The 18,259-nt window shown below is 68.5% G+C and carries 17 protein-coding genes and 1 tRNA gene; 5 read left to right on the forward strand and 13 right to left on the reverse strand.

Annotation, left to right across the window (positions count from 1 at the left end):
• Positions 1–111 precede the first annotated feature (111 nt).
• Positions 112–687 carry an IS607 family transposase gene (locus tag NE236_RS38505; protein WP_252847230.1) on the forward strand — a complete coding sequence of 192 codons (576 nt, stop codon included), beginning with the start codon at positions 112–114 and terminating at the stop codon, positions 685–687.
• The gene (locus tag NE236_RS38510) at positions 684–1,580 is read left to right on the forward strand and encodes an RNA-guided endonuclease TnpB family protein (RefSeq protein WP_252847231.1); all 897 of its coding nucleotides are present in this window, start codon (positions 684–686) and stop codon (positions 1,578–1,580) included. The genes NE236_RS38505 and NE236_RS38510 overlap by 4 nt, the downstream gene beginning before the upstream one ends.
• Here the strand turns inward: NE236_RS38510 and NE236_RS38515 are convergent.
• Both NE236_RS38515 and NE236_RS38520 read right to left on the reverse strand, forming a co-directional pair.
• Positions 1,567–1,827, reverse strand: coding sequence for a hypothetical protein (locus NE236_RS38515; RefSeq protein WP_252847232.1), 261 nt, complete (start codon positions 1,825–1,827; stop codon positions 1,567–1,569). The genes NE236_RS38510 and NE236_RS38515 overlap by 14 nt on opposite strands.
• Before the next feature lie 109 nt (positions 1,828–1,936).
• A complete protein-coding gene (locus tag NE236_RS38520; RefSeq protein WP_252847233.1) occupies positions 1,937–2,680 on the reverse strand; it encodes a DUF6597 domain-containing transcriptional factor in 744 nt (247 codons plus the stop codon).
• A gap of 64 nt (positions 2,681–2,744) precedes the next feature.
• Between NE236_RS38520 and NE236_RS38525 the strand changes: the two genes are divergently transcribed.
• Together NE236_RS38525 and NE236_RS38530 are read left to right on the forward strand one after the other, a co-directional pair.
• Complete coding sequence (locus tag NE236_RS38525) at positions 2,745–3,314, forward strand: TIGR03086 family metal-binding protein (RefSeq protein WP_252847234.1); 570 nt, start codon at positions 2,745–2,747, stop codon at positions 3,312–3,314.
• A 384-nt stretch (positions 3,315–3,698) separates the two neighbouring features.
• A tRNA-Ser gene (locus NE236_RS38530) sits at positions 3,699–3,778 on the forward strand.
• A gap of 220 nt (positions 3,779–3,998) precedes the next feature.
• Here NE236_RS38530 and NE236_RS38535 read toward each other — a convergent pair.
• The 7 genes from NE236_RS38535 to NE236_RS38565 form a co-directional block, all read right to left on the reverse strand.
• Positions 3,999–4,136, reverse strand: a complete 138-nt coding sequence (locus NE236_RS38535; RefSeq protein WP_252847235.1) for a hypothetical protein — start codon at positions 4,134–4,136, stop codon at positions 3,999–4,001.
• 696 nt (positions 4,137–4,832) lie between these two features.
• Positions 4,833–5,144 carry an XRE family transcriptional regulator gene (locus NE236_RS38540; protein WP_252847236.1) on the reverse strand — a complete coding sequence of 104 codons (312 nt, stop codon included), beginning with the start codon at positions 5,142–5,144 and terminating at the stop codon, positions 4,833–4,835.
• Entirely contained in the window at positions 5,141–5,533 is a 393-nt protein-coding gene (locus NE236_RS38545) for a type II toxin-antitoxin system RelE/ParE family toxin (protein WP_252847237.1), read from the reverse strand. Before NE236_RS38545 ends, NE236_RS38540 begins: the two co-directional genes overlap by 4 nt.
• A gap of 902 nt (positions 5,534–6,435) precedes the next feature.
• Positions 6,436–6,588: a hypothetical protein gene (locus tag NE236_RS38550; RefSeq protein WP_252847238.1), complete on the reverse strand. Its 153-nt coding sequence runs from the start codon at positions 6,586–6,588 to the stop codon at positions 6,436–6,438.
• 148 nt (positions 6,589–6,736) lie between these two features.
• Positions 6,737–8,434 carry a serine/threonine-protein kinase gene (locus NE236_RS38555; protein ID WP_252847239.1) on the reverse strand — a complete coding sequence of 566 codons (1,698 nt, stop codon included), beginning with the start codon at positions 8,432–8,434 and terminating at the stop codon, positions 6,737–6,739.
• Between the two features lie 248 nt (positions 8,435–8,682).
• Positions 8,683–10,293: a serine/threonine-protein kinase gene (locus tag NE236_RS38560; protein WP_252847240.1), complete on the reverse strand. Its 1,611-nt coding sequence runs from the start codon at positions 10,291–10,293 to the stop codon at positions 8,683–8,685.
• 9 nt (positions 10,294–10,302) lie between these two features.
• Positions 10,303–11,928, reverse strand: coding sequence for a serine/threonine-protein kinase (locus NE236_RS38565; protein WP_252847241.1), 1,626 nt, complete (start codon positions 11,926–11,928; stop codon positions 10,303–10,305).
• Positions 11,929–12,532: 604 nt separating this feature from the next.
• Between NE236_RS38565 and NE236_RS38570 the strand changes: the two genes are divergently transcribed.
• Positions 12,533–13,048 carry a DinB family protein gene (locus NE236_RS38570; protein WP_252847242.1) on the forward strand — a complete coding sequence of 172 codons (516 nt, stop codon included), beginning with the start codon at positions 12,533–12,535 and terminating at the stop codon, positions 13,046–13,048.
• A gap of 117 nt (positions 13,049–13,165) precedes the next feature.
• Here the strand turns inward: NE236_RS38570 and NE236_RS38575 are convergent, their stop codons facing one another.
• The 4 genes from NE236_RS38575 to NE236_RS38590 all read right to left on the reverse strand — a co-directional run bounded on the left by NE236_RS38575 (position 13,166) and on the right by NE236_RS38590 (position 18,237).
• Positions 13,166–14,404: an acyl-CoA dehydrogenase family protein gene (locus tag NE236_RS38575; protein WP_252847243.1), complete on the reverse strand. Its 1,239-nt coding sequence runs from the start codon at positions 14,402–14,404 to the stop codon at positions 13,166–13,168.
• A 152-nt stretch (positions 14,405–14,556) separates the two neighbouring features.
• Positions 14,557–15,027 carry a luciferase domain-containing protein gene (locus NE236_RS38580; RefSeq protein ID WP_252847244.1) on the reverse strand — a complete coding sequence of 157 codons (471 nt, stop codon included), beginning with the start codon at positions 15,025–15,027 and terminating at the stop codon, positions 14,557–14,559.
• 118 nt (positions 15,028–15,145) lie between these two features.
• The gene (locus NE236_RS38585; RefSeq protein ID WP_252847245.1) at positions 15,146–15,928 is read right to left on the reverse strand and encodes a DUF4097 family beta strand repeat-containing protein; all 783 of its coding nucleotides are present in this window, start codon (positions 15,926–15,928) and stop codon (positions 15,146–15,148) included.
• Positions 15,929–16,035: 107 nt separating this feature from the next.
• Positions 16,036–18,237 (reverse strand): S8 family peptidase, encoded by a 2,202-nt coding sequence (locus NE236_RS38590; RefSeq protein ID WP_252847246.1) that lies wholly within the window; start codon positions 18,235–18,237, stop codon positions 16,036–16,038.
• Positions 18,238–18,259: the final 22 nt, after the last annotated feature.

The following is an 18,259-nucleotide window of genomic DNA, read 5'->3' on the forward strand; positions in this document are numbered from 1 at the left end:
CGAAAGCTGCACCCCACACAACCACGGCTACCACGGCTAGGGGTTGACCACTGTTGCGCGTTCTATCAGTAAATCTCAGTCTACCTCTGCGTCTGGATGTATTGTGATCGTGTGAAGTTGCCCGAGTGGGCGAAGCGTGCTGGTGTGCACTACCAGACCGCTTGGGAGTGGGCGCGGGACGGCAAGATGCCGGTTCCCGTGATCAAGACACCCTCGGGTTCATGGCTGGTGCTGGAGCCGGAACCGATAGCCGTTGGCCGTGTGGTGGTGTACTGCCGTGTCTCGTCGGCTGACCAGAAATCGGATCTTGACCGGCAGGTGGCCCGTGTCGTGCAGGGCGCGACCGTGCGTGGCCTGGCGGTTGGTGAGGTCGTGACGGAGATCGGTTCGGGGTTGAACGGTAAGCGCCGCGAGCTGCACCGGATCCTCGCTGATCCGTCGGCGCGGGTGATCGTGGTCGAGCACAAGGATCGGCTTGCCCGGTTCGGTGTCGAGCACCTGCAAGCCGCTCTGGCCGCGACCGGCCGGGAGTTGCTGGTCCTTGACTCCGAGGAGTCCACGGACGACTTGGTGAAGGACATGATGGATGTGCTCACCTCGATGTGTGCACGCCTTTACGGGCAGCGGGCGGCGAAGAACCGTGCAGCCCGTGCCATGGCTGCGGCGACCGGCGAGGTCGCCGGGTGAAGAAGTTCGAGCCGCGTCCTGGTTGTGTGGTGCAGGCTTTTCGTTTCGCGCTGGACCCGAACCTCACGCAGGAGCAGGCGCTCAGGTCGCATTGTGGTGCGGCTCGTGCCGCCTACAACTGGGCGGTGTCGTGGGTGAGTGCTTCGTGGTACAGCCAGGGCCACGTCCGGTTCGAGCCCAACCCCGCCCATCTGGACGGAGCTCTCAGGACGCTACGCCGCCTGTCTCGGCAGGTGTCCCGCCGGCAGGGGCCGGACCGGCGCACCGCAGGCAAGCCGTCGAAGCGGTGGCTCAAGGCCGACGCGCAGCGCAACCGAGTCCACCACCGGGTGGCGAACCTGCGCATGGATGCCCTGCACAAACTCACCACCCCCCTCGCCGCCGAATGCGGGCATGTGGTGGTGGAAGACCTCAACGTCGCCGGAATGCTGCGCAACCGGCGTCTGGCCCGGAAGATCACTGACGCCGGATTCGGGGAGATCCGGCGCCAGCTCACCTACAAGACCGGATGGAACGGCGGCACGCTGCACGTGGCCAACCGCTGGTATCCGTCCTCCAAGACCTGCTCGAACTGCGGCACAGTGAAAGCCAAACTGCCGCTGCACGTCCGAGTGTTCGACTGCGACCAATGCCCGCTCGTGATGGATCGGGACGAGAACGCAGCCCGAAACCTCGCCGCTCTCGCAGTGGCTTACCGCACCACCGGTACCGGAGTGGCCGGAGACCGGGACGCCCAAGCGTCGAACGACCGTCGAGCCGACCAGAAGACCCGCACCACCACCCGCAGCCGCAAGGCCACGGATGGGCGGGCAGGTGGCGCAACCCTGCCGCACCAGCGACAGAAGGAAGCGGTACATCGTCATCAGGACACCAAAGCCCTCACGCTTCGGTGACACCGTTACGAACCTTTCCGACCGAAAGGCCGGGATTGCTGAGACTCACCGAAGGTCTCAGCAACGGTTGTAGGTGGATGCCCGCACCGAGGGTGGCCAGTGCGGTGGCCATTAGCCCGGTCGTACCGAACATGACCAGCCGTGGCCTCAGGTCCACCAGCATCCCGCTGAGCCAGGTGCCGCCGAAGCCGGCCCTGGCGGCGACCCGGACGCCATCGACCGACTCGACACTGATCTCGACGCGCATGAGGTCCTGTCCTTGATCTTTGTGCGAAAGTCTGCACCCAGCCACGATCCACCTTGCCGCCGTCACCCGCGCCGGGACGCGACCCACACTCAAAATCCGGGGAGGCCGACTAATACCGCTGCGCGTACCAGGTCGGTGGCTCGCCGAACATACTCTTGAAGTCGCGGATGAAGTGGCCCTGGTCGGCGTAGCCGAGGTCCGCCGCCAGCGCGGCCCAGTCGATCGCCCCGCCGGCGGCCATGCGTGCGGTCACCTCGTGCAGGCGGTAGCGGCGGATCACCCACTTGGGCCCGATGCCGACGTACTCCGCGAACAGCCGTTGCAGCCCCCGCATGCTCAGCCCCAGCTCGCCGGAGAGGCGTTCGACCCTGGTCACGGCCTTGTCCTTGGCGATCAGCTCGACCGCGGCCACCGCCTGGCGCACCCGGGGGTCGTCGTCCGGCAGGTGTTTCAGCAGGAACGCATCCACAGTCGGCACGTCGAGCGTCGTGGGCAGGTCCGGGCCGAACACCTCGGTCGCCGGGACGACGCGGTCGGTGATCGTCGAGACGGAGGCACCGAGGAACGGGCGGAAGCAGCCCGGCCGGAACGCGACGCCGAAGACGTGGTCGCGGCCCTCGAGGACCTTGGTCTGGTAGCCGCTGCACACGCCGTTGACGTCCGCGCGGCCGCCGCCGAATGACAGGTGCACGTTCGGGTACGGCACGATCTTCTGCCGGTAGGGCTCGGCGTAGTCCCAGCGAGCCTCCCAGTACTGCTCCACCCATGGCGCGAGCGCCGGCGACGGGCCGTGGAACGCGTGGCGCTGATACCTGGTCCACGCACTCCGCAGCTCACGAACGTCCCGCCCCACACGGCAGAGTGTATGTCGCCTTTGTTCAATACCCCTCCGGCCCGCGCCGCCTAACGTCGCCGCCATGTCAAACCTGTCCAATGCGGCCGAGGCCATGGCCGCGGTCACCCGCACCATCACCGACGACCAGCTCGCCAACAAGACTCCGTGCACGGAGTACGACGTGCGGGCACTGGTCAACCACCTCCTGTTCTGGGGCCCGTCGCTCGCCGGCGCCGGCCGCAAGGAGTCCGTTCCGCAGCCGGCGGCCGCCGAGCCCGATATGGACCTGGCGGCCGGCGACTGGCGCGGCCGCCTGCTCGCCCTGCTGGACGACATCACGTCGTCGTGGGCGCCGCCGAGCGCCTGGGAGGGCGAGACGAGCATGGGCACGCCGCACACGCTGCCCGCGCCCGTCATGGGCGACATGATCGTCGGCGAGCTGGCCGTGCACGGCTGGGACCTGGCGGTCGCGACCGGGCAGCGGCTGGAACTGCCCGCCGACCTGCTGGCGCATCTGCACGACACGGTGTTCGCCGGCGTGGAGCAGGGGCGGGAGATGGGCCTGTACGGACCGGAGGTCGCGGTGCCGGCCGACGCACCCACCTTGGACCGCATCCTCGGCCTGACCGGCCGTGATCCCGCCTGGACGTAGTCTCCGACTGGTGATGTCGGTCACATCTGGCGCGAGCTGTCGAAGCGTGGTGCGCGTGTGTCAGCCTGCCTGCGGGCCGTTCGGTTGCTGCTCAACCCCCGCGTCCCCTGGAACAGACCATGTATCCCCCATGTCCCCCGTGTTCCCCAAACGCCTCTGACCTGCGCAATCGTGGGGGACACGATGGAGGACATCACGTCCCCCGTTGTCCCCTCGCACGCGTGGGCTGGAACAGTGGGGGGTGCACCCCCTATGTTCCAGCTCTCCCAACCCGGAGCGTGCCAGATCGATCGGTCACAAGGTGGGTGACTAACTGCGTGACAACCGCGACGAACGACAGCGGACGCTTTCGTTCGATGGGGGACTGTCAGAGCAGCGGGCAACGCCGGGAAAGCTGGTGAAAAGTCCGCATAAGTCGCCTTGTAGGCGGCAGGTCGCCGGTTCGAATCCGGCCGGAGGCTCCATACCTACCAGGCGAAAGACCCCGAGCGAAGATCGCCCCGGGGTCTCGGTTGACGGCAACGGTGACAGCAACCGCTACTTACGCTCGTCTGCTGAGCAGCGGGGATGAAAGGACGTCCCGGCGTCAGGGCTCGAAGCCACTGTCCGCCGGGACGTCTGTATGAACCAGCCCGCAGAGCTGCAGGTCAGTGAACCTTGCTGAACCCTACGGGCATAGGGTCACTAGCTCGGCTTGCGGCCGTCGGTGTGGACGGTCGTCTCGCCGCTCTGGGTGTCGACGTGGATGACCGGGTTGGTCTCGCTGGACCCGCCGTTCTCGGGGAGGTCGGCGGGGCAGGCGTCGTCGTTGTCAGCAGCCACGATGTGAATCCTTCGTTTCTAGATTGACTGGACGCGTTAAGCGACCAGACCCGCTTCGAGAAGTGGGTACCTGGGACTGTCCGCTCCAACGCATGATCAGCAACTTGGATGAGGCCAGCCTTGATCATCAGGAAGGATGTCAACCCAGTGGCAGGAGCCCGCCCATCGTGCGACGGAGGTAACGTGGTCAAGCACGCTGGGGCTGGCGGCGACGGCGGCAACCGGGGACACCCACCAGCGCACGTACAACACCGTCTACCTCGGCGGATGCGCCACGAGCAGGGGTGTCCGTATTCCTTGTAAGCGGCAGGTCGCCGGTTCGAATCCGGCCGGAGGCTCCCATCTGACCAGCGAAAAGACCCCGAGCGAAGATCGCCCGGGGTCTCGTTGACAGCAACGGTGACAGAAACGGCCTCAGCCAAGGGCATCCCTCGGCTTCCCGAGCGCCTTGCGCTTCTCACCGAGCGCCGCGTGTGCGTAGATCGTCATGGTGACCTCGATGTCGCTGTGGCCGACGATGTCCCGGACGATGTGCGGTGGGACGCCGAGGGATTCGGCGGCGAGATGCGTCTCTGTGGAAAGCTTTAACGTTAGATCTGGGCGGCTACCCTAGACGGTCGGCGTCTAGTTACTCGCTCGTCCCGGCGTCGGTATGGGAGGAGAGCAACGGATGCTCTGAAGCGTCGATCGACGATGTCAACCGATAATGAGTTTCTCATCTCCGAAGTTCGCGACGATCTCTAGCCTTCCGCCCAGCGCGGCCACGTAAGCAGCCAGCGTGCTCAGCTCGGTACTGCTGAGCTTGCCCCGTTCAATCGCGCTGACGCGGGCTTGGCTAACACCCATCGCTTCAGCAAGATGCCGCTGGGTGACATGGCGACGCTTACGGGCCTCGGCGAGGCGGTGGGCACGTTCTTCCGCGAGCATCCTGGCGCTGTGCTGTGCAACTTCCTGCTCGTCCTCAGCCCGGATTAGCTCACTCCGCAGGTCTTCCCAGTCAACACTCATCGAGATCTCCTTCCCTTCTTCTCAGAGTGGCCTTCGCTGGACTGAAGATGCTTGTAATAGCGTTCCTCGGCGATAGGTATGACCTTTTCGTACCAGGCATTCCAATCACCGGACTTGTCTCCGCCAACCAGCAGAACCGCCTGTCGCTCCGGATCGAAAGCGAAGAGGATGCGGACTTCGCTGGAGCCCGACGAACCCGGCCGGAGCTCTTTCAGGTTGGGTAGGTTTGATCCACGGATGGTATCCACCAAGGGGCGACCCAGCGCCGGTCCGCGCAGAGCAGGGACATCGATCGCTGCCGACACTAAGTGCAACGTCTCCTTGTCGGTACGTCGTATCCCGTGAAGCCAGTCGCGAACGTCCTCGTCCACGATGATCCGCCAGGACATGGCCCTCCTTTACAACGCAGCCATTGTACAACGCCTGCGTTGTATTCGTCGAGCTGTCAGGCTAAGTCAGTGACTGCGGGCTACGAAGGTCGCTGGTTCGATCCCGGCCGGAGGCTCCAGCCCCGCCAGGCGAAACGCCCCGCCTCTGATCACAGAGACGGGGCGTGGGTGTCTAACCGAAGAAGAACCCGCCCGGTAGGTCGGATGCGGTGTGCCTCGGCGCGTTGGCGATCAACTCCGGGTCCTGGGTGAGCCGCGAGCCTCGATTTGCCACGCGACATATGGCCCTGCGTTGGGCAAACTGGCCCCGTGCACAACGGACGGCTCTTTACCATCATCGGCGGGATCTTCGGCCTGATCGGGCTGGTGCTGCTCGGCGTCGGCATCGCGCCCCTACGTTGTTCATGCGACGTGGCAGGATGAGCGGACGGGCCGGGCACACACTGCGACCAGCGACTACCTCAGCCACGACCCGGGCCCTCGTCTACGCGGCCGGACCCATGTTCGCGTGCTGTACGACCCTGCCGACCCGGATCGCAACCTGGTCGACCTGGACGCGCTCCCACCTATTCCTGACGGTTCGCCCGCATGATCCCCCTGAGTCCGCCTTGACTCGCGGCCATACGCTCTCGTGTTCCCAAGTGGGAGCGGCCGCCTGCTGATCGGCCGGCTCCGCTTTGACGGCAACGGCATCAGCCGAGGGCGTCCTCCAGTGCCCCGAGTGCCGCGTGTGTGCAGATCGTCATGATGATCCCGATGTCGCTGTGGCCGACGATGTCCCGGCCGAGCGGGGAGAACGGACAAAGGAAGAAAGCGGCTCCGAGGAGCCGCTTTCTGGTGTTACGACTCGCCCAGCGGAGTACGGCTGAGCGAGTCGTCTTCTACATCAGCTCCGGCTCTGGCTACTTGTCCTGGCCGGAGTTGTCGTTCTCCTGGATCTGGTCGGCCTCGGACCGGTAGGGCGTGGTGTTGATCGGCGTCACGTTGTCGCCGGTGAGGTCCTTGATGCCCTGCTCGATCCGAGCGTCGGTGTCGTCGCCCTTGCCTTTACCCATGTCCAGCTCCTCTGTTTGTAGCTGCTCCTTCTGGCAGCCTTGGGGATGACCGTTCCGTATGAGGGCCGAGGTGCAAGGTCGAGTAGCTCGGCAGCGTCGGCCCGCACTCCGTCAAGGTACGGGCCGTCGACGGTGCCACCCGGAGCGGTCAGCCGACGCAGGTGGAACATGCCTTCAGGCTCTGGACGATCTCCTGCGCGACAGTCCTGGCCCGGCTGAGTGCCTTGCTCGTCGGCAATGGGCTGTCGGTGCCCGTAGTGCTGTGCTCGCGGTCGGCTCCTCCGTATTCGATGTCGACCTTGGCGTTGCCGAGGCGTACCGCCACGTGGGCCATGCTGCCGAGGTTCTTATAAGTGAAGGAGAACGCCTCGTCGCCGAGACCGGGCAGGTTCGTGTAGCTCCCCGCGTCAACGGGGTTCGAGTCGTACGTCGGGCCGTTCCCCGCATTGGATTGCACCTCCGCGCGCTCCTTGCGCATCTCCTCGACGCTGGACACGTAGCCACTGTGGGCAGTGGGCGCGGCAAATTCGATCATCAGGAATCTCTCATGCGGGTTGTCCTCGAACGGGAACGAGGCCGCCGCGCTGCTCTCGGGTTTGTCGGTGGGAAGCCGGTAGGAGGCGCTCCATTGGCAGTCCCCATCGCTGCCTGCTCCACCGGACCCCGGCTTCGGGGTCGCCTGCGGCACGAGCCTGACGAGGGTCTTCTTGGAGACGGTGTCGCAGGGCGGTGGCATGGTGCGGAAGACCAGCCCGGCCGGTGGCGTCGTCGAGGGCGATGCGGAACCGCCGCCCCTGCCTCGTGCGGCGTGCACGACGGCGCCGACGACCGCGGCGAGGACCAGCGCGCCGACCACCGCCAGCACCGGCACCAGCACGTTTACGGAGCCGCCCCGTCCCGACGCTGCAACGCGCGTGGGCATGCCTGGCTGAGGCGGGGGAGAGAACACAGTGGGCGGTGGATCCGGATCCACCCGTGGCTTCATCGGGACACTGGGCGCCCACTCCCTGGTGACCAGGTCGGTGGCTGTCTGCGGGTCGGCGTCGCCGATGAGGGTGACGAGGAGGTCGGAGGCGGAGGGGCGCTCGGCCGGGTCGGGGTTCAGCGCCGCCTCCACCAGGGGACGGAGTTGCTCGTCGTCGAGCCCTTCCAGGTCGTGCTCGCCCTGGTGGGCACGCGCCGCCAGCACCATCATGTTGCCGGTGCCGTACGGGTGGCGTCCGGTGGCCGCGAAGGCGACCAGTGATCCCCAGGCGAAGATGTCCGCGGCCGGGCTGACGGCGCCATCGAAGACCTGCTCGGGTGCGATCCAGCCGGCGCTGCCGACGACCAGACCGGTCTGGGTGTGGTGGTTCGGCCCGTCGAGCGCACGGGCGATGCCGAAGTCGATGATGCGTGGGCCGGTCGGCGACAGCAGGACGTTCCCCGGCTTGAGGTCGCGGTGGACCAGGCGTACGGCATGGATCGCTGTGAGGGCCGTCGCGATGCCGATCGCGAGGCCGCGCACGGACGCAGGCTCCAGAGGACCGCCGGTCTCGACGAGGTCCGCCAGTGAGAGACCCTCGACGAACTCGGTGACCATGTACGGTTGCCCGTCGATCTCACCGTAGTCCAGCACCCTGGCCGTGCAGAAGGCCGCGACGCGCTGGGCGTTGGCGACCTCACCAGCGAAACGGGACCTGAACTCAGGGGTGAGCGCGAGCTCCCGGCGGATCAGCTTGACTGCCACCGGGTGTCCCTGGAGATCGTGGGCCAGATATACCGTGCCCATCCCGCCGGAGCCCAGTCGGCCTTGGAGCCGGTGCGGACCGACGGTCAGCGGATCCTCAGGGATCAAAGGGATCATGAGCCGTGAGGATATCGTGCTGAATATCGCTCAAATAGGCGTCTGATAGAGCTTGTCAAGGAGGACGCGGTAGGTGCCGGACGCCCGCTAGAGGACGGCCTTGTCAGCGTCGATGCGGATTCTGAGAGTGCAGACGACGCCGCCTCGATGTTCGTGCCGAGCAGCAAGAGCCTGATGGAGCCAATCAACCAGGGCAACGCGGTTCCGGGGACGATGGGCATCCTTCAGGAACTCCCTCACGAGAGCGCTTACGCCAGCGGACGAATCGTGTTGATGATCTGCCGCAGCACCTTGTCGCCCACGCTCCCTGGACCGGTGCTGTTGGAGAAGACGTAGAAGGTGACCGGCGCGCCCTGCCGTGAGGCGAATGTGGCGACGTACAGCGTTCCCCCGTTCGGTTTGCACGCGGTTCCCTTGCCGCCCTTCGTCTTGGCCACGACTTTTTGCACCACAGCCTGGAGGCCGCCGATCGTCGGGTGCTCCGCGGTCTCTTCCACCGTCCGGGGAAGCACGCCTCCGAGTTGGTAACCGAAGTTCGCCCATTGGAGCGCGTTGTGGGCGGCGGTCACCTCAAGGGACTCCAGCTGCCCTGACGGGGCCGAGGTGATGCCCTCGCCACCGAGCAGCCCCGACTGGACGATCGTGCACTCGCTGTAGTGGGGGCCGTTCTGGCTGATGTCGGCGACGCCGTTCGAACCGACGGCGACGTTCCCGCTGGCGTCGGCGATGCCCACACCCGTGCTGGGCGCCTCCACTTTCCAACCCGGCGGGACGTTGTACACCACGCCGAAGTCGGGAGCGGCCACGACCTGCCAACCTGGGACCAGCGGTGGCGATTTCGGGCTGACGCCGGGCGGTGTCGGGGCTGCGGTACCCGCGGTGGACTTGGCGGCCACTGGGCGCGACGGCGCCTTGGCGGCCGTACCGCCGTGCAGGAGATACCCACCGGCCGCCGCGGCCACCACCAGCACGACGGCCCCCGCGATCTCCGCCAGCAGACGCCCACGGCTGCTCTTGCTCGCGGCCCCGGCCGGCATAGTGTCGTTGACAGTCGAGTCCGACCCCGAGGGATTCGCCTGTGGCCAGCTGGCTGTCGACTGCCAATTGGCCGTGGGCTGAAGGGCGGGCCCCGTCGACTCGCGGAGAACCGCGAGGGCGGCGGCTGCGCTCTGCGGTCGTGCGGCAGGGTCCTCAGCCAGGAGATCCAGCACCAGACGGTCGAGGTATGGCGGCACATCGGCCCGGCGGGACGCCGGCGGTACGGGGGGCGACTCTGCCGGCGGTACGCCCGTCAGCAGTTCATAGAGAACGGATCCGAGGGCGTACAGATCCACACGGGTATCGGCGGTGTCCGCCCGCGTTACGCCGGCGCCCAGGTTGCAGAGCTTCACGTCCCCGTTGTCGAGTAGGAACAGATCGGCGGATGTCAGACCACCGTGAACGACGCTCTGGGCATGCGCGGCCGTCATGGCGTCGAGGGCCTGCTCGGCCACCTTGGTGACCTGCCCGACGGGCAGTCCGCCGCCCTGCGCGGCCAGGACGGTTTTCAGATCCTGCCCTTCGAGGTACTCGGTGACGAGGAACACCGGGGACTCAGCGGTCCCGATGTCCAACATCGCCTCGACTGCGGGATGCCGTACCGCCGCCGCCTTCTCGGCCCGAAGACGGAACGCGGCGACGCCTGCCTGGTCGGTGGCGGCCGGTGCGGCGAAGGACTTGACGGTGACGACGCGGTTCAGCCGAAGGTCGAACCCGCGCCATACCTCAGCGGCCCCGATGCCGAGGCTGTCGATCGCCGCGTCGAGACGGTACCGCCCGGAAAGTACCTGGCCGGGTTGCTGTCCCAAGGTGTTCCGCACGATCGTCCCTCATCGCTTCCAGTAAACGCCCTGGTTGATGCCAAGGTCGTAGGGTTTCTCCAACCACTGCACGGCGGTGACGTCCAGGGACTTGGAACCCAGGATGACCGTGCACGTGTCGTAACTGGCTCCATGACGGAACCCGCCGTCTTTGATGGCGACTGGGCGACACTGGCTGGGGTAGCCCTTTGGATCCACCGACACGATGGTGTTACTGACGGACTTGCCCGCGGAGTCGACCCCTGCCATCACCATCTCGGCGACGGGATCAAAGTCCACGTAGGGGTCATCGGGTCCGAGATTGGTCAGCGTGAAATGGGCGTAGTACGGGATGTGGTCCTTGTCCGAACGCGACAGCGCCAGGTTGGCCAGGTCTGCCTTGGAACCCTTGACGAGCGAGGTCACGGTCACCCCCACCGCATCCGTACGCGCCCCGTCGATGACGGGCACGATGGCCCTCTCACCGATCCGGTGCTGCTCACCGGGCGTGGCCTGACCAGGCACCGTTTCACCAACCGGATGGAGCGTCGGAATTACGGTGGAGGACGGATGCGCCGTAGCCGTTGTCCTCGCCTTCGCGCCGTCGCCACCGAAGCCGTTCGACAGCGCGAAGACCCCGGCTCCGACCAGCGTCGCCGCCAGCACGCCACCGACGGCGGCGACAGCGCCCTTCCGGCTCTTCGGCGCCTTGATGACGGTGGGCGCGGCGACCGTCGTCGTCCCCAGGGCTTGACCCACGGGAGACGGCTGCCGGCGCAGGTACGGCGGCGGACCGGCGGGAGGAACGGCGGTGCGCCCGGATCGGCGCAGGAAGTCCCGTACGGCGGCAGCGCTGACGGGCCTTTCGCCGGCTGGCTTGGCCAACAGGTCCAGGACCAGCCGTTCGAGATGAACGGGGATGTCCGGACGGTGTGAACGCAACGGCACGGGCGCCTCGTTGAGGTGCTTGTACATGATCGAGGCGAGTCCCGAGTCGTCCGCGTCGAACGCGGGCATCCCCGTGAACAGCTCGTACAGCACCCCGCCGAGCGCATAGAGGTCAGCGCGGTAGTCGGCCGGCGCGCCGCGGAATTCCTCTGGAGCCATGTAACGAGGCGTGCCGAGCAGCCCGCCGGTGGCTGTCAGCGTCGTACGGTCGGCCAGCCGGGCGATGCCGAAGTCGCAGATCTTCACGCGGCCGTCCTGCTGCAGAAACAGGTTCGCCGGTTTGATGTCCCGGTGGACGACACCGCGTGCGTGCGCCACCGCGAGTGCGTCGGTGATCTGCTCCGCCAGTCCCACCACCTGGTCGATCGGCAGTCCACCGGGATGCGCCGCGACGACCCGGGCCAGGTCGGATCCCTGGAGGAGCTCCATCACGAGGAACATCACGGAACCGTGGGTGTCGATGTCGAAGACCGCACAGATGCCCGGGTGCTGCAGGCCGGCGGCGGATTCGGCCTCCCGGCGGAACCGTGCGACCCCGTTCTCGTCCTGCGCCACCTGCGACGGGAGGATTTTGATCGCGATCGGCCGGTTCAGGTCGAGGTCGACCCCACGCCACACCTGACCCATGGCGCCTGCGCCGATGGGGGCGTCCAGCCGGTACCGTCGGGCCAGCAGCAGCCCAGCCTCCAGGCTCAGCTCACCCGGCAACGCCTCTCCCTTAACGATCTTAAAACGGCTGCCCGATATTCCACCATGAAGAGCATTGAAGGTGAAAGCCACTGCGGAGAATGCGCGGAATCCGCCGACGGTCCGGCTGGGGCTCTGCGCAGGTCAGCGGGGGAGCAGCCCAAGATCCGTGGCGCCCTGTAAGGCCGCCGGCGCCAGCGCGGGCGACAGCGGCGTCGATAGCAACCAACGACACCCACGGCCGCACGCTGGACGCCGTCCACCTCGGCGAATGCTGGGGGAGCAGCGGTGTCCGTATTCCTTGTAAGCGGCAGGTCGCCGGTTCCACCCCGGCCGGAGCTCCACCACCAGGTGCAAGACCCCGAGCGAACATCGCCCCCTGGACAACGGCATCGCCCGTACGCCGCAGATGCGATCGACACCCCCACCACATTCCGGCAGTGGTGCGAGGACACCCTCAAGCCCGCGGTGCGGGCCGCCTGACACCGAACCGCCGGAGGTACGGCGAGTGACCGCACGGCGCGCGACCGCCTCTGCGGTCGCCGATCGTTCCGGACGAACATCGCGACGGCGTCGTGTCCAACTCACTCGACATCCCCGCCGGGCTGCGGGAAGCTTCCACGCGATGACACGACGCACCGACACGCCGCCCGCCTGGGATGAGCGTACGCAGCTGACCACGTTCCTGGACTACGCCCGCGACACGGCGCGAGCCAAGTGTGAGGGTGTGTCCGCGGAAGACGCCCGCAAGGCTCCGCTCCCGAATTCACCGTTGATGACGATGTGCGGGCTGATCAGCCATCTGCGATGGGTCGAGTACTACTGGTTCCAGGTGATATTCCTGGGCGAGGAGCTCGTGGGGGTGCTCGCAGAGGCGACCGACGATGACCCCGATCCTGAGATGAGCAGAGCGGTCGACGTCCCGTTGCCTCGGCTTCTCGCCGAGTACGAGGAGCAGAGCGCCCGCTATCGCCGCCTGGTCTCCGACCACGACCTGGACGCAGCGGCCAAGCGCCCGATCAGCGACGGCAGCCACGTCGACCTCCGCTGGATCCTCCTTCACCTCATCGAGGAGATATCCCGCCACAACGGCCACCTCGACATCGTGCGTGAGCTCGTTGACGGACGCACCGGCGTCTAGCCGCGGGCCGGGCGACGCCGGCAGGCGCCACGCGGCCGGGGCCGGTTCCCGGGGCGCCGCGAATGACGTGTTCACTGGCGATCGATGCGCTTCCTACGTCGCCAGTGATCACGCCGCTCAGTGGTCGGCGAGGCGCATCTGGCCGAGCAGGCGGTGCACCGGGTCACGGAAACCGGTGTTCCGGTGGCTGACGATCATCGACAGGTCGCGGTAGAGGCGCTCCATCCGGGCGCCTCTGACCATCACCCGTGCGCCGGCGCTGCGGAAGATGTTGCGCTCCGCCGTCTCCCACACCTGCACCATGACCTCTCGGCCGATGGCCGCGAGGTGCTGGTCCTCCTCGAAGCCGAACGGGTCCCCGCCCGAGCCGGCGCGCTCGCACAGTTCCCGGTGCATCTGCGCGCAGCGCAGCAGTGCCGCCTCCGCCGTCGCCAACTGGACGTTCGCGGTGCCGAGCCAGCGCTGGTAGTCCGGGTCGGTGTGGCGCGGCACGGGCGGCGGCAACGAGGTCTTCCGCGTGCGCGCCAGCCGCTCGTACTCGTCGAGTGCGTTGTACCCCGCGCCGACCGTGACCGCCGCGAGGGTCATGGAGAACAGCCCGAGGTTCCGGCCCGCGTACAGGGGGTTGCCGTGCAGGCGCAGGCCGGGCGTTCCGCCGCTCACGTCGACGTCCATCATGTTGGTGCGTTCGAGGACGTAGTGGTCGGGTACGCGCCCGCCTTCGAAGACGATGCTGTGCGATCCGCTGCCGCGCAGGCCCAGCTGGTCACCCCAGTCATGGAGCATCGTCCACTGGTCGCGTGGGGCGAGGAACAGCAGCAGGTTGCCCTCGATGCCCTCCGGCGGGGTTCTCTCGGGGACGGCCTGGCCGAGGAAGTGTGTCGAGTAGGGGATCCCGGAGCAGTACCCGACCGTCCCGTCGAGCCGCCAGCCGCCCTCCTCGCGCCGGGCGTCGACGTCCGGTGCAGCGACCGAGGCCGCGCGGAACTCCCGCCCGTCGCCGAAGACCTCCGCCTGGGTCCGCTCGTCGAAGTAGGAGGCGACCTGCAGGGCGTGGGCCGCCGCGAGGCCGAAGCACCAGGCGGTGGACGCGCAGCCGCGGGCCAGCTCGATGAGCACCTGGACGAACGTCAGCGCGTCGAACTCGTGGCCGCCGTACCGTCGGGGAACGTAGATCCGGTAGAGGCCGGCCGCTTCGAACGCCTGGTGCGTCTCTGGGGAGTAGTAGGTGCGTTCCTCGGTGTCGGCCTGCAGTTCGACCAGCCGGGGACGCAGCTCCCGGGCGCGCCGCACCAGGTCGTCGGGGGTCAGGTCGGATTCTGGCGGAGCGGCGTTGACGTCGTTCGCGACGGCCAAGAGTGATCCTCCTCGACGGGGATGATGAGGTCTCAGTCTCGCCGCGCCGGGGCCGCCCTGTCTCCGCTATGACACCAAGTCGTTACGAATCAGTCGGACCACCCTGACGCTTCCCGTCAAGTGGCCGTCGCGGGGATCGGGTGTTCGGTGAGTCACCGCGTACGGAGGCGCGGCTCCCGGAGGTCGTCCGGCACGACGGCCGGCCAGCGGCCCAGCATCGCGTCCTTGACCTTGGTCCGGGCCATCGCCATGCAGGTGCCCGCCCGCTCGGCACGTCCGCCGCGCCGTCTTCCGGTGTTGGCCTTGATCGCGACGCTCGCCAGGGAGGTGAACAGGTCGACGTCGCTGTCGCTGTCGAGCCGTACGCGGATCCAGTCACCGCCGGGGGCCATCTGCACGCGACCACACTCCAGGAGGGGCCGGCGGAGACGTCCGATGACCGGCCAGGTCAGCCGCAACTCCGCGAACCCGTCGGCGTGCAGGTGCGCGAGCTGGCGACCATCGACGTTCAGCGCCGTTCCGCGGCCGCAGGCGGCCCGTCCCCTGCGGACGCCGGGCCACGAGGCCACCCGCGCCAGGGCACGGTCGGCGTACGGCGTGGGTGTAGCCCTCTTCGCCCGCATATGAGCATGTTTCACCCTCGGACCCAGTGATCGGAAGCCCTGTGGCAAAAAACACTTCGTGGGACGGATACCCCACGGTCATCAACGGTTCAGGTGGGACCGACACGGGGCTGAGGCGTCAGGAGTGCTCGGCGGTGAGGTCGCCGGAGTCGGTGCGCAGGTAGAGCCTGCGCGGCGCGGACGTGTCGTGCGGAACGCCAGAGATGTTCTTGCCGCCGCTGTCGGTGTCGGCGTCCACGTTGTACGGGCCGCCGGGAACCCTGACGTGAAGTGACCCCGAATCGGTCGTCGCGTGCACGTCGGTGGGGGCGGTGGCGAATTCCAGCCGGACGCCGCCGGACTCGGCGGACGCCCGTACGGTCGCCGAGCCCAGCCTGACGGCGCGGATCGACCCTGAATCGGCTGCGAGGTCGAGGGCACCCCCGACGTCCTCCACCACGACCGAGCCGGAGTCGCTGTGGGCTCGGACCGCGCCCCTGACGGACCGGACCGTGACGGAACCCGAGTCGCTCTGCGCGTCGGCGGCCGCGACCCCGCTGACGGTGAGGTCGCCGCTGTCGGCGCGGGCCCGGACGGTGACGGAGGCGGGCACGGTCAGGTCGTAGTCGATGCTGCAGCGCGAGCAGTCCTTGGTGAACGTCAGGGTTCCGGCGTCGAGCCGCTGCCCCGGGTGCGGGGTGCCGTCCTGGTAGCGGACGGTCCGGTGGATCCTCACACTGGAGCCGCCGGTGGTGATCGTCACGCGCCCGGCGTCCGAACTCAGGTCCACGACCTTCACCGTGCCGCTGACGGTGGCGTCGGCGGTCAGTTTGCGTCGGTAGTCGGCGAAATGCACGCCGAAGCCGCAACCGGGGAGGACGAGGACGGCGAGCAGGGAAAGGCTCAGGCCACGCTTGCTCACGGACGAACTCCTCACCATCGATTCGACAACACGCTACGGGAGCACCCGGCCGTCTCCCAGGGGGGCAGCAGGCACGACGGGGGTGGGGCTAACCCCCCCTGCGGGCGTCAGGTTTCGGATTCGTCGTCGGGCTTCGCGGGCGGTTTCGCGGTCTCACCCGGAGAGCTCCACGGGCTGGAGCCCGTGCCGTCCTCCCCGCCGAGCAGCGGCGGCGATCCCCAGTTGCGGGTGTCCTCCTTCAGCCGGTCGAACCCGCGGCGGATGCTCTCCCAGCTCTCGTCCGCGAGCGGTGTCCCGACGTCGGAGGAGGAGTCGATCGGCCCGTCGCTGAGCGGGTCCGGTTCGCCGACGGTCCGGAAGTCCTGAGTGACGGCGGGGAACCGGCCGCTCGCCGGGGACCCGTCGCCGTGCTCGCTCGACGGAGGCCAGGGGGCGGGTTCGTGCGGCTCCGGCGCGCCGGGCGGGCGTACGGACGCGGCGGGCGGCGGTCCGTCCGACGGGGGGACCGGCGCCGCCGGGGACACCGGGCCGGACGGCGGCGGGGGATCGGAGGGGGCCCCGCTGCCCGCGATGGGCGGTCGCCCGCCGGTCGGCGGCAGGCCGAAGGGCTCGGTACGGGGCGGCCCCGCCGGCGCGGCCCCCGCGGTGGGCGGCTCGGCGGGCGACCGGTCTCCCGGACCGGAGAAGGGCAGCGGAGCGGCCGGGGATCCGGCGGCGGGCGACGGGCCGGCGCCGGAGAGCGGGTCGCTCGGCGACGGCTGCCGCCACGACGGGGGCTCCGGCCGCCGGGGCCACGGAGAGGGTCCGGAGGATCCCCAGGCCGAGGGGTCGAAATCGTCCCGCCCCACCGAGACGTCGCGATGAGGCGAACGTCCCGGCGCCGAGTCGGGCGGCAGCGGCTCCCAGGACGACGACGGCTCGGACGGCCGGGGCTCCCAGGGGGAGGGACCCGACGATCGGCCCTGCCGGGGTGTACGTGCCGGCGGGCGCGGTCGCCAGGGATCGGCCTCGGCCGGAGAGGGGGTCGCGATCGGCGCGACGACGTCCTCGTCGTCCTCCTGGGCCGCGGCGAGACGCCGGCGGCGCTGCCGCCAGCCGAGGATGAGGCTGAGCACGAGCAGCGTGCCACCACCGCTGAGGACGGCGACGAGCACGAGATCAGGGCCGCCCTTCGCCGAAGACCCATTGGCGTCCGGCGCGGCCGACGACCCCGGCTGCTTCACGCTCGCGCCGCCGTGCTCGGCCTTGTTGACGCGCCCCGCCGCGCGCAGCGAACCCAGGGCGTCGGCCACACCCGTGCCGACCGCGGTGTTCCGGCCGTCGGCCGGACGGTGGGTGGTGCCCTGTTCGAGTGCCTGCTTGACCTCGCCCGGTGTGAGGCGGGGATAACGGGCCTTGACGAGGGCGCCCATGCCGGCGACGAGAGCGGCGGACGAACTCGTCCCGGTACCCAGGACGTAGCCGTGGCCCGACGCGTCGGCGCTGACGATCTCGACGCCGGGCGCCGCGACCGACACGTACGCGTGGCGGTTCGTGAACTTGGCCGGCGTGAACGTCCGGTCGACCGCGCCGACGGCGATCACACCGGGGTAGGCGGCCGGATAGTTGCGCCGGTTTCCGGTGGCGCCGTCGTTGCCGGACGACGCCACGAGCACGACGCCCTTGCCCAGCGCGTACTTGATCGCCGCCTCTTCCAGCGGGTTGCCGTTGTAGAAGAGCTTGCCGCCGCCGAGGGACATGCTGATGATCTGTGCGCCGTGGTCGGTGGCGTACCGGATACCCCTGGCGATGGCGTCGCGGGAGTGAGCGACCTGCGCGTGGTCGTCTCGCATCGGGTCGCTCAGCTCCCACGTGACCCGGATGGAGAGGATCTTCGCCTCGGGCGCCACGCCCATGATCCCCGCGTTGCCGCCGGCGCCGTGACCGTGGCCCGCGATGAGGCTCGCCATCTCGGTGCCGTGACGGCCCCAGTAGCGGTTGCCCGGCTTGCGCGCGTGCCCGGTGAAGTCGGGACCGTCGATCACGCGTCCGGTGAGGTCCGGCTGATGTCCGTCGACGCCGGTGTCGAGCACGGCCACCGTCACGCCGTTGCCCTGGGAGTACTTCCAGGCGCGGGAAAGGTGCAGGGCGCCGAGTGTCCACTGCTGGCCGCGGTACAGGTCGACCGCCGCCGTACGGACCGACGGGCGCAGCGGCCGGTGCGGAACGGCGGACTGGGCGGCCGGGACGGACAGCACCGCCACGGCGGCGCTGACCAGCAGCGCGGAGACGAGGCGAGGAAAGGTGCGGCGGGGCTCGGATACGGGCACCGGTTTCCTCCCCGGTATCGGC

The sequence above is a fragment of the Actinoallomurus purpureus genome, assembly GCF_024055795.1.
Lineage (GTDB): Bacteria > Actinomycetota > Actinomycetes > Streptosporangiales > Streptosporangiaceae > Actinoallomurus > Actinoallomurus purpureus.

Bases quoted from the DNA above. Each gene is read 5' to 3' on its own strand.
- NE236_RS38515 (WP_252847232.1), bottom strand. From the start codon at position 1,827: ATGCGCGTCGAGATCAGTGTCGAGTCGGTCGATGGCGTCCGGGTCGCC.
- NE236_RS38525 (WP_252847234.1), top strand. From the start codon at position 2,745: ATGTCAAACCTGTCCAATGCGGCCGAGGCCATGGCCGCGGTCACCCGC.
- NE236_RS38540 (WP_252847236.1), bottom strand. From the start codon at position 5,144: ATGAGTGTTGACTGGGAAGACCTGCGGAGTGAGCTAATCCGGGCTGAG.
- NE236_RS38545 (WP_252847237.1), bottom strand. From the start codon at position 5,533: ATGTCCTGGCGGATCATCGTGGACGAGGACGTTCGCGACTGGCTTCAC.
- NE236_RS38550 (WP_252847238.1), bottom strand. From the start codon at position 6,588: ATGGGTAAAGGCAAGGGCGACGACACCGACGCTCGGATCGAGCAGGGC.
- NE236_RS38555 (WP_252847239.1), bottom strand. From the start codon at position 8,434: ATGATCCCTTTGATCCCTGAGGATCCGCTGACCGTCGGTCCGCACCGG.
- NE236_RS38570 (WP_252847242.1), top strand. From the start codon at position 12,533: ATGACACGACGCACCGACACGCCGCCCGCCTGGGATGAGCGTACGCAG.
- NE236_RS38580 (WP_252847244.1), bottom strand. From the start codon at position 15,027: ATGCGGGCGAAGAGGGCTACACCCACGCCGTACGCCGACCGTGCCCTG.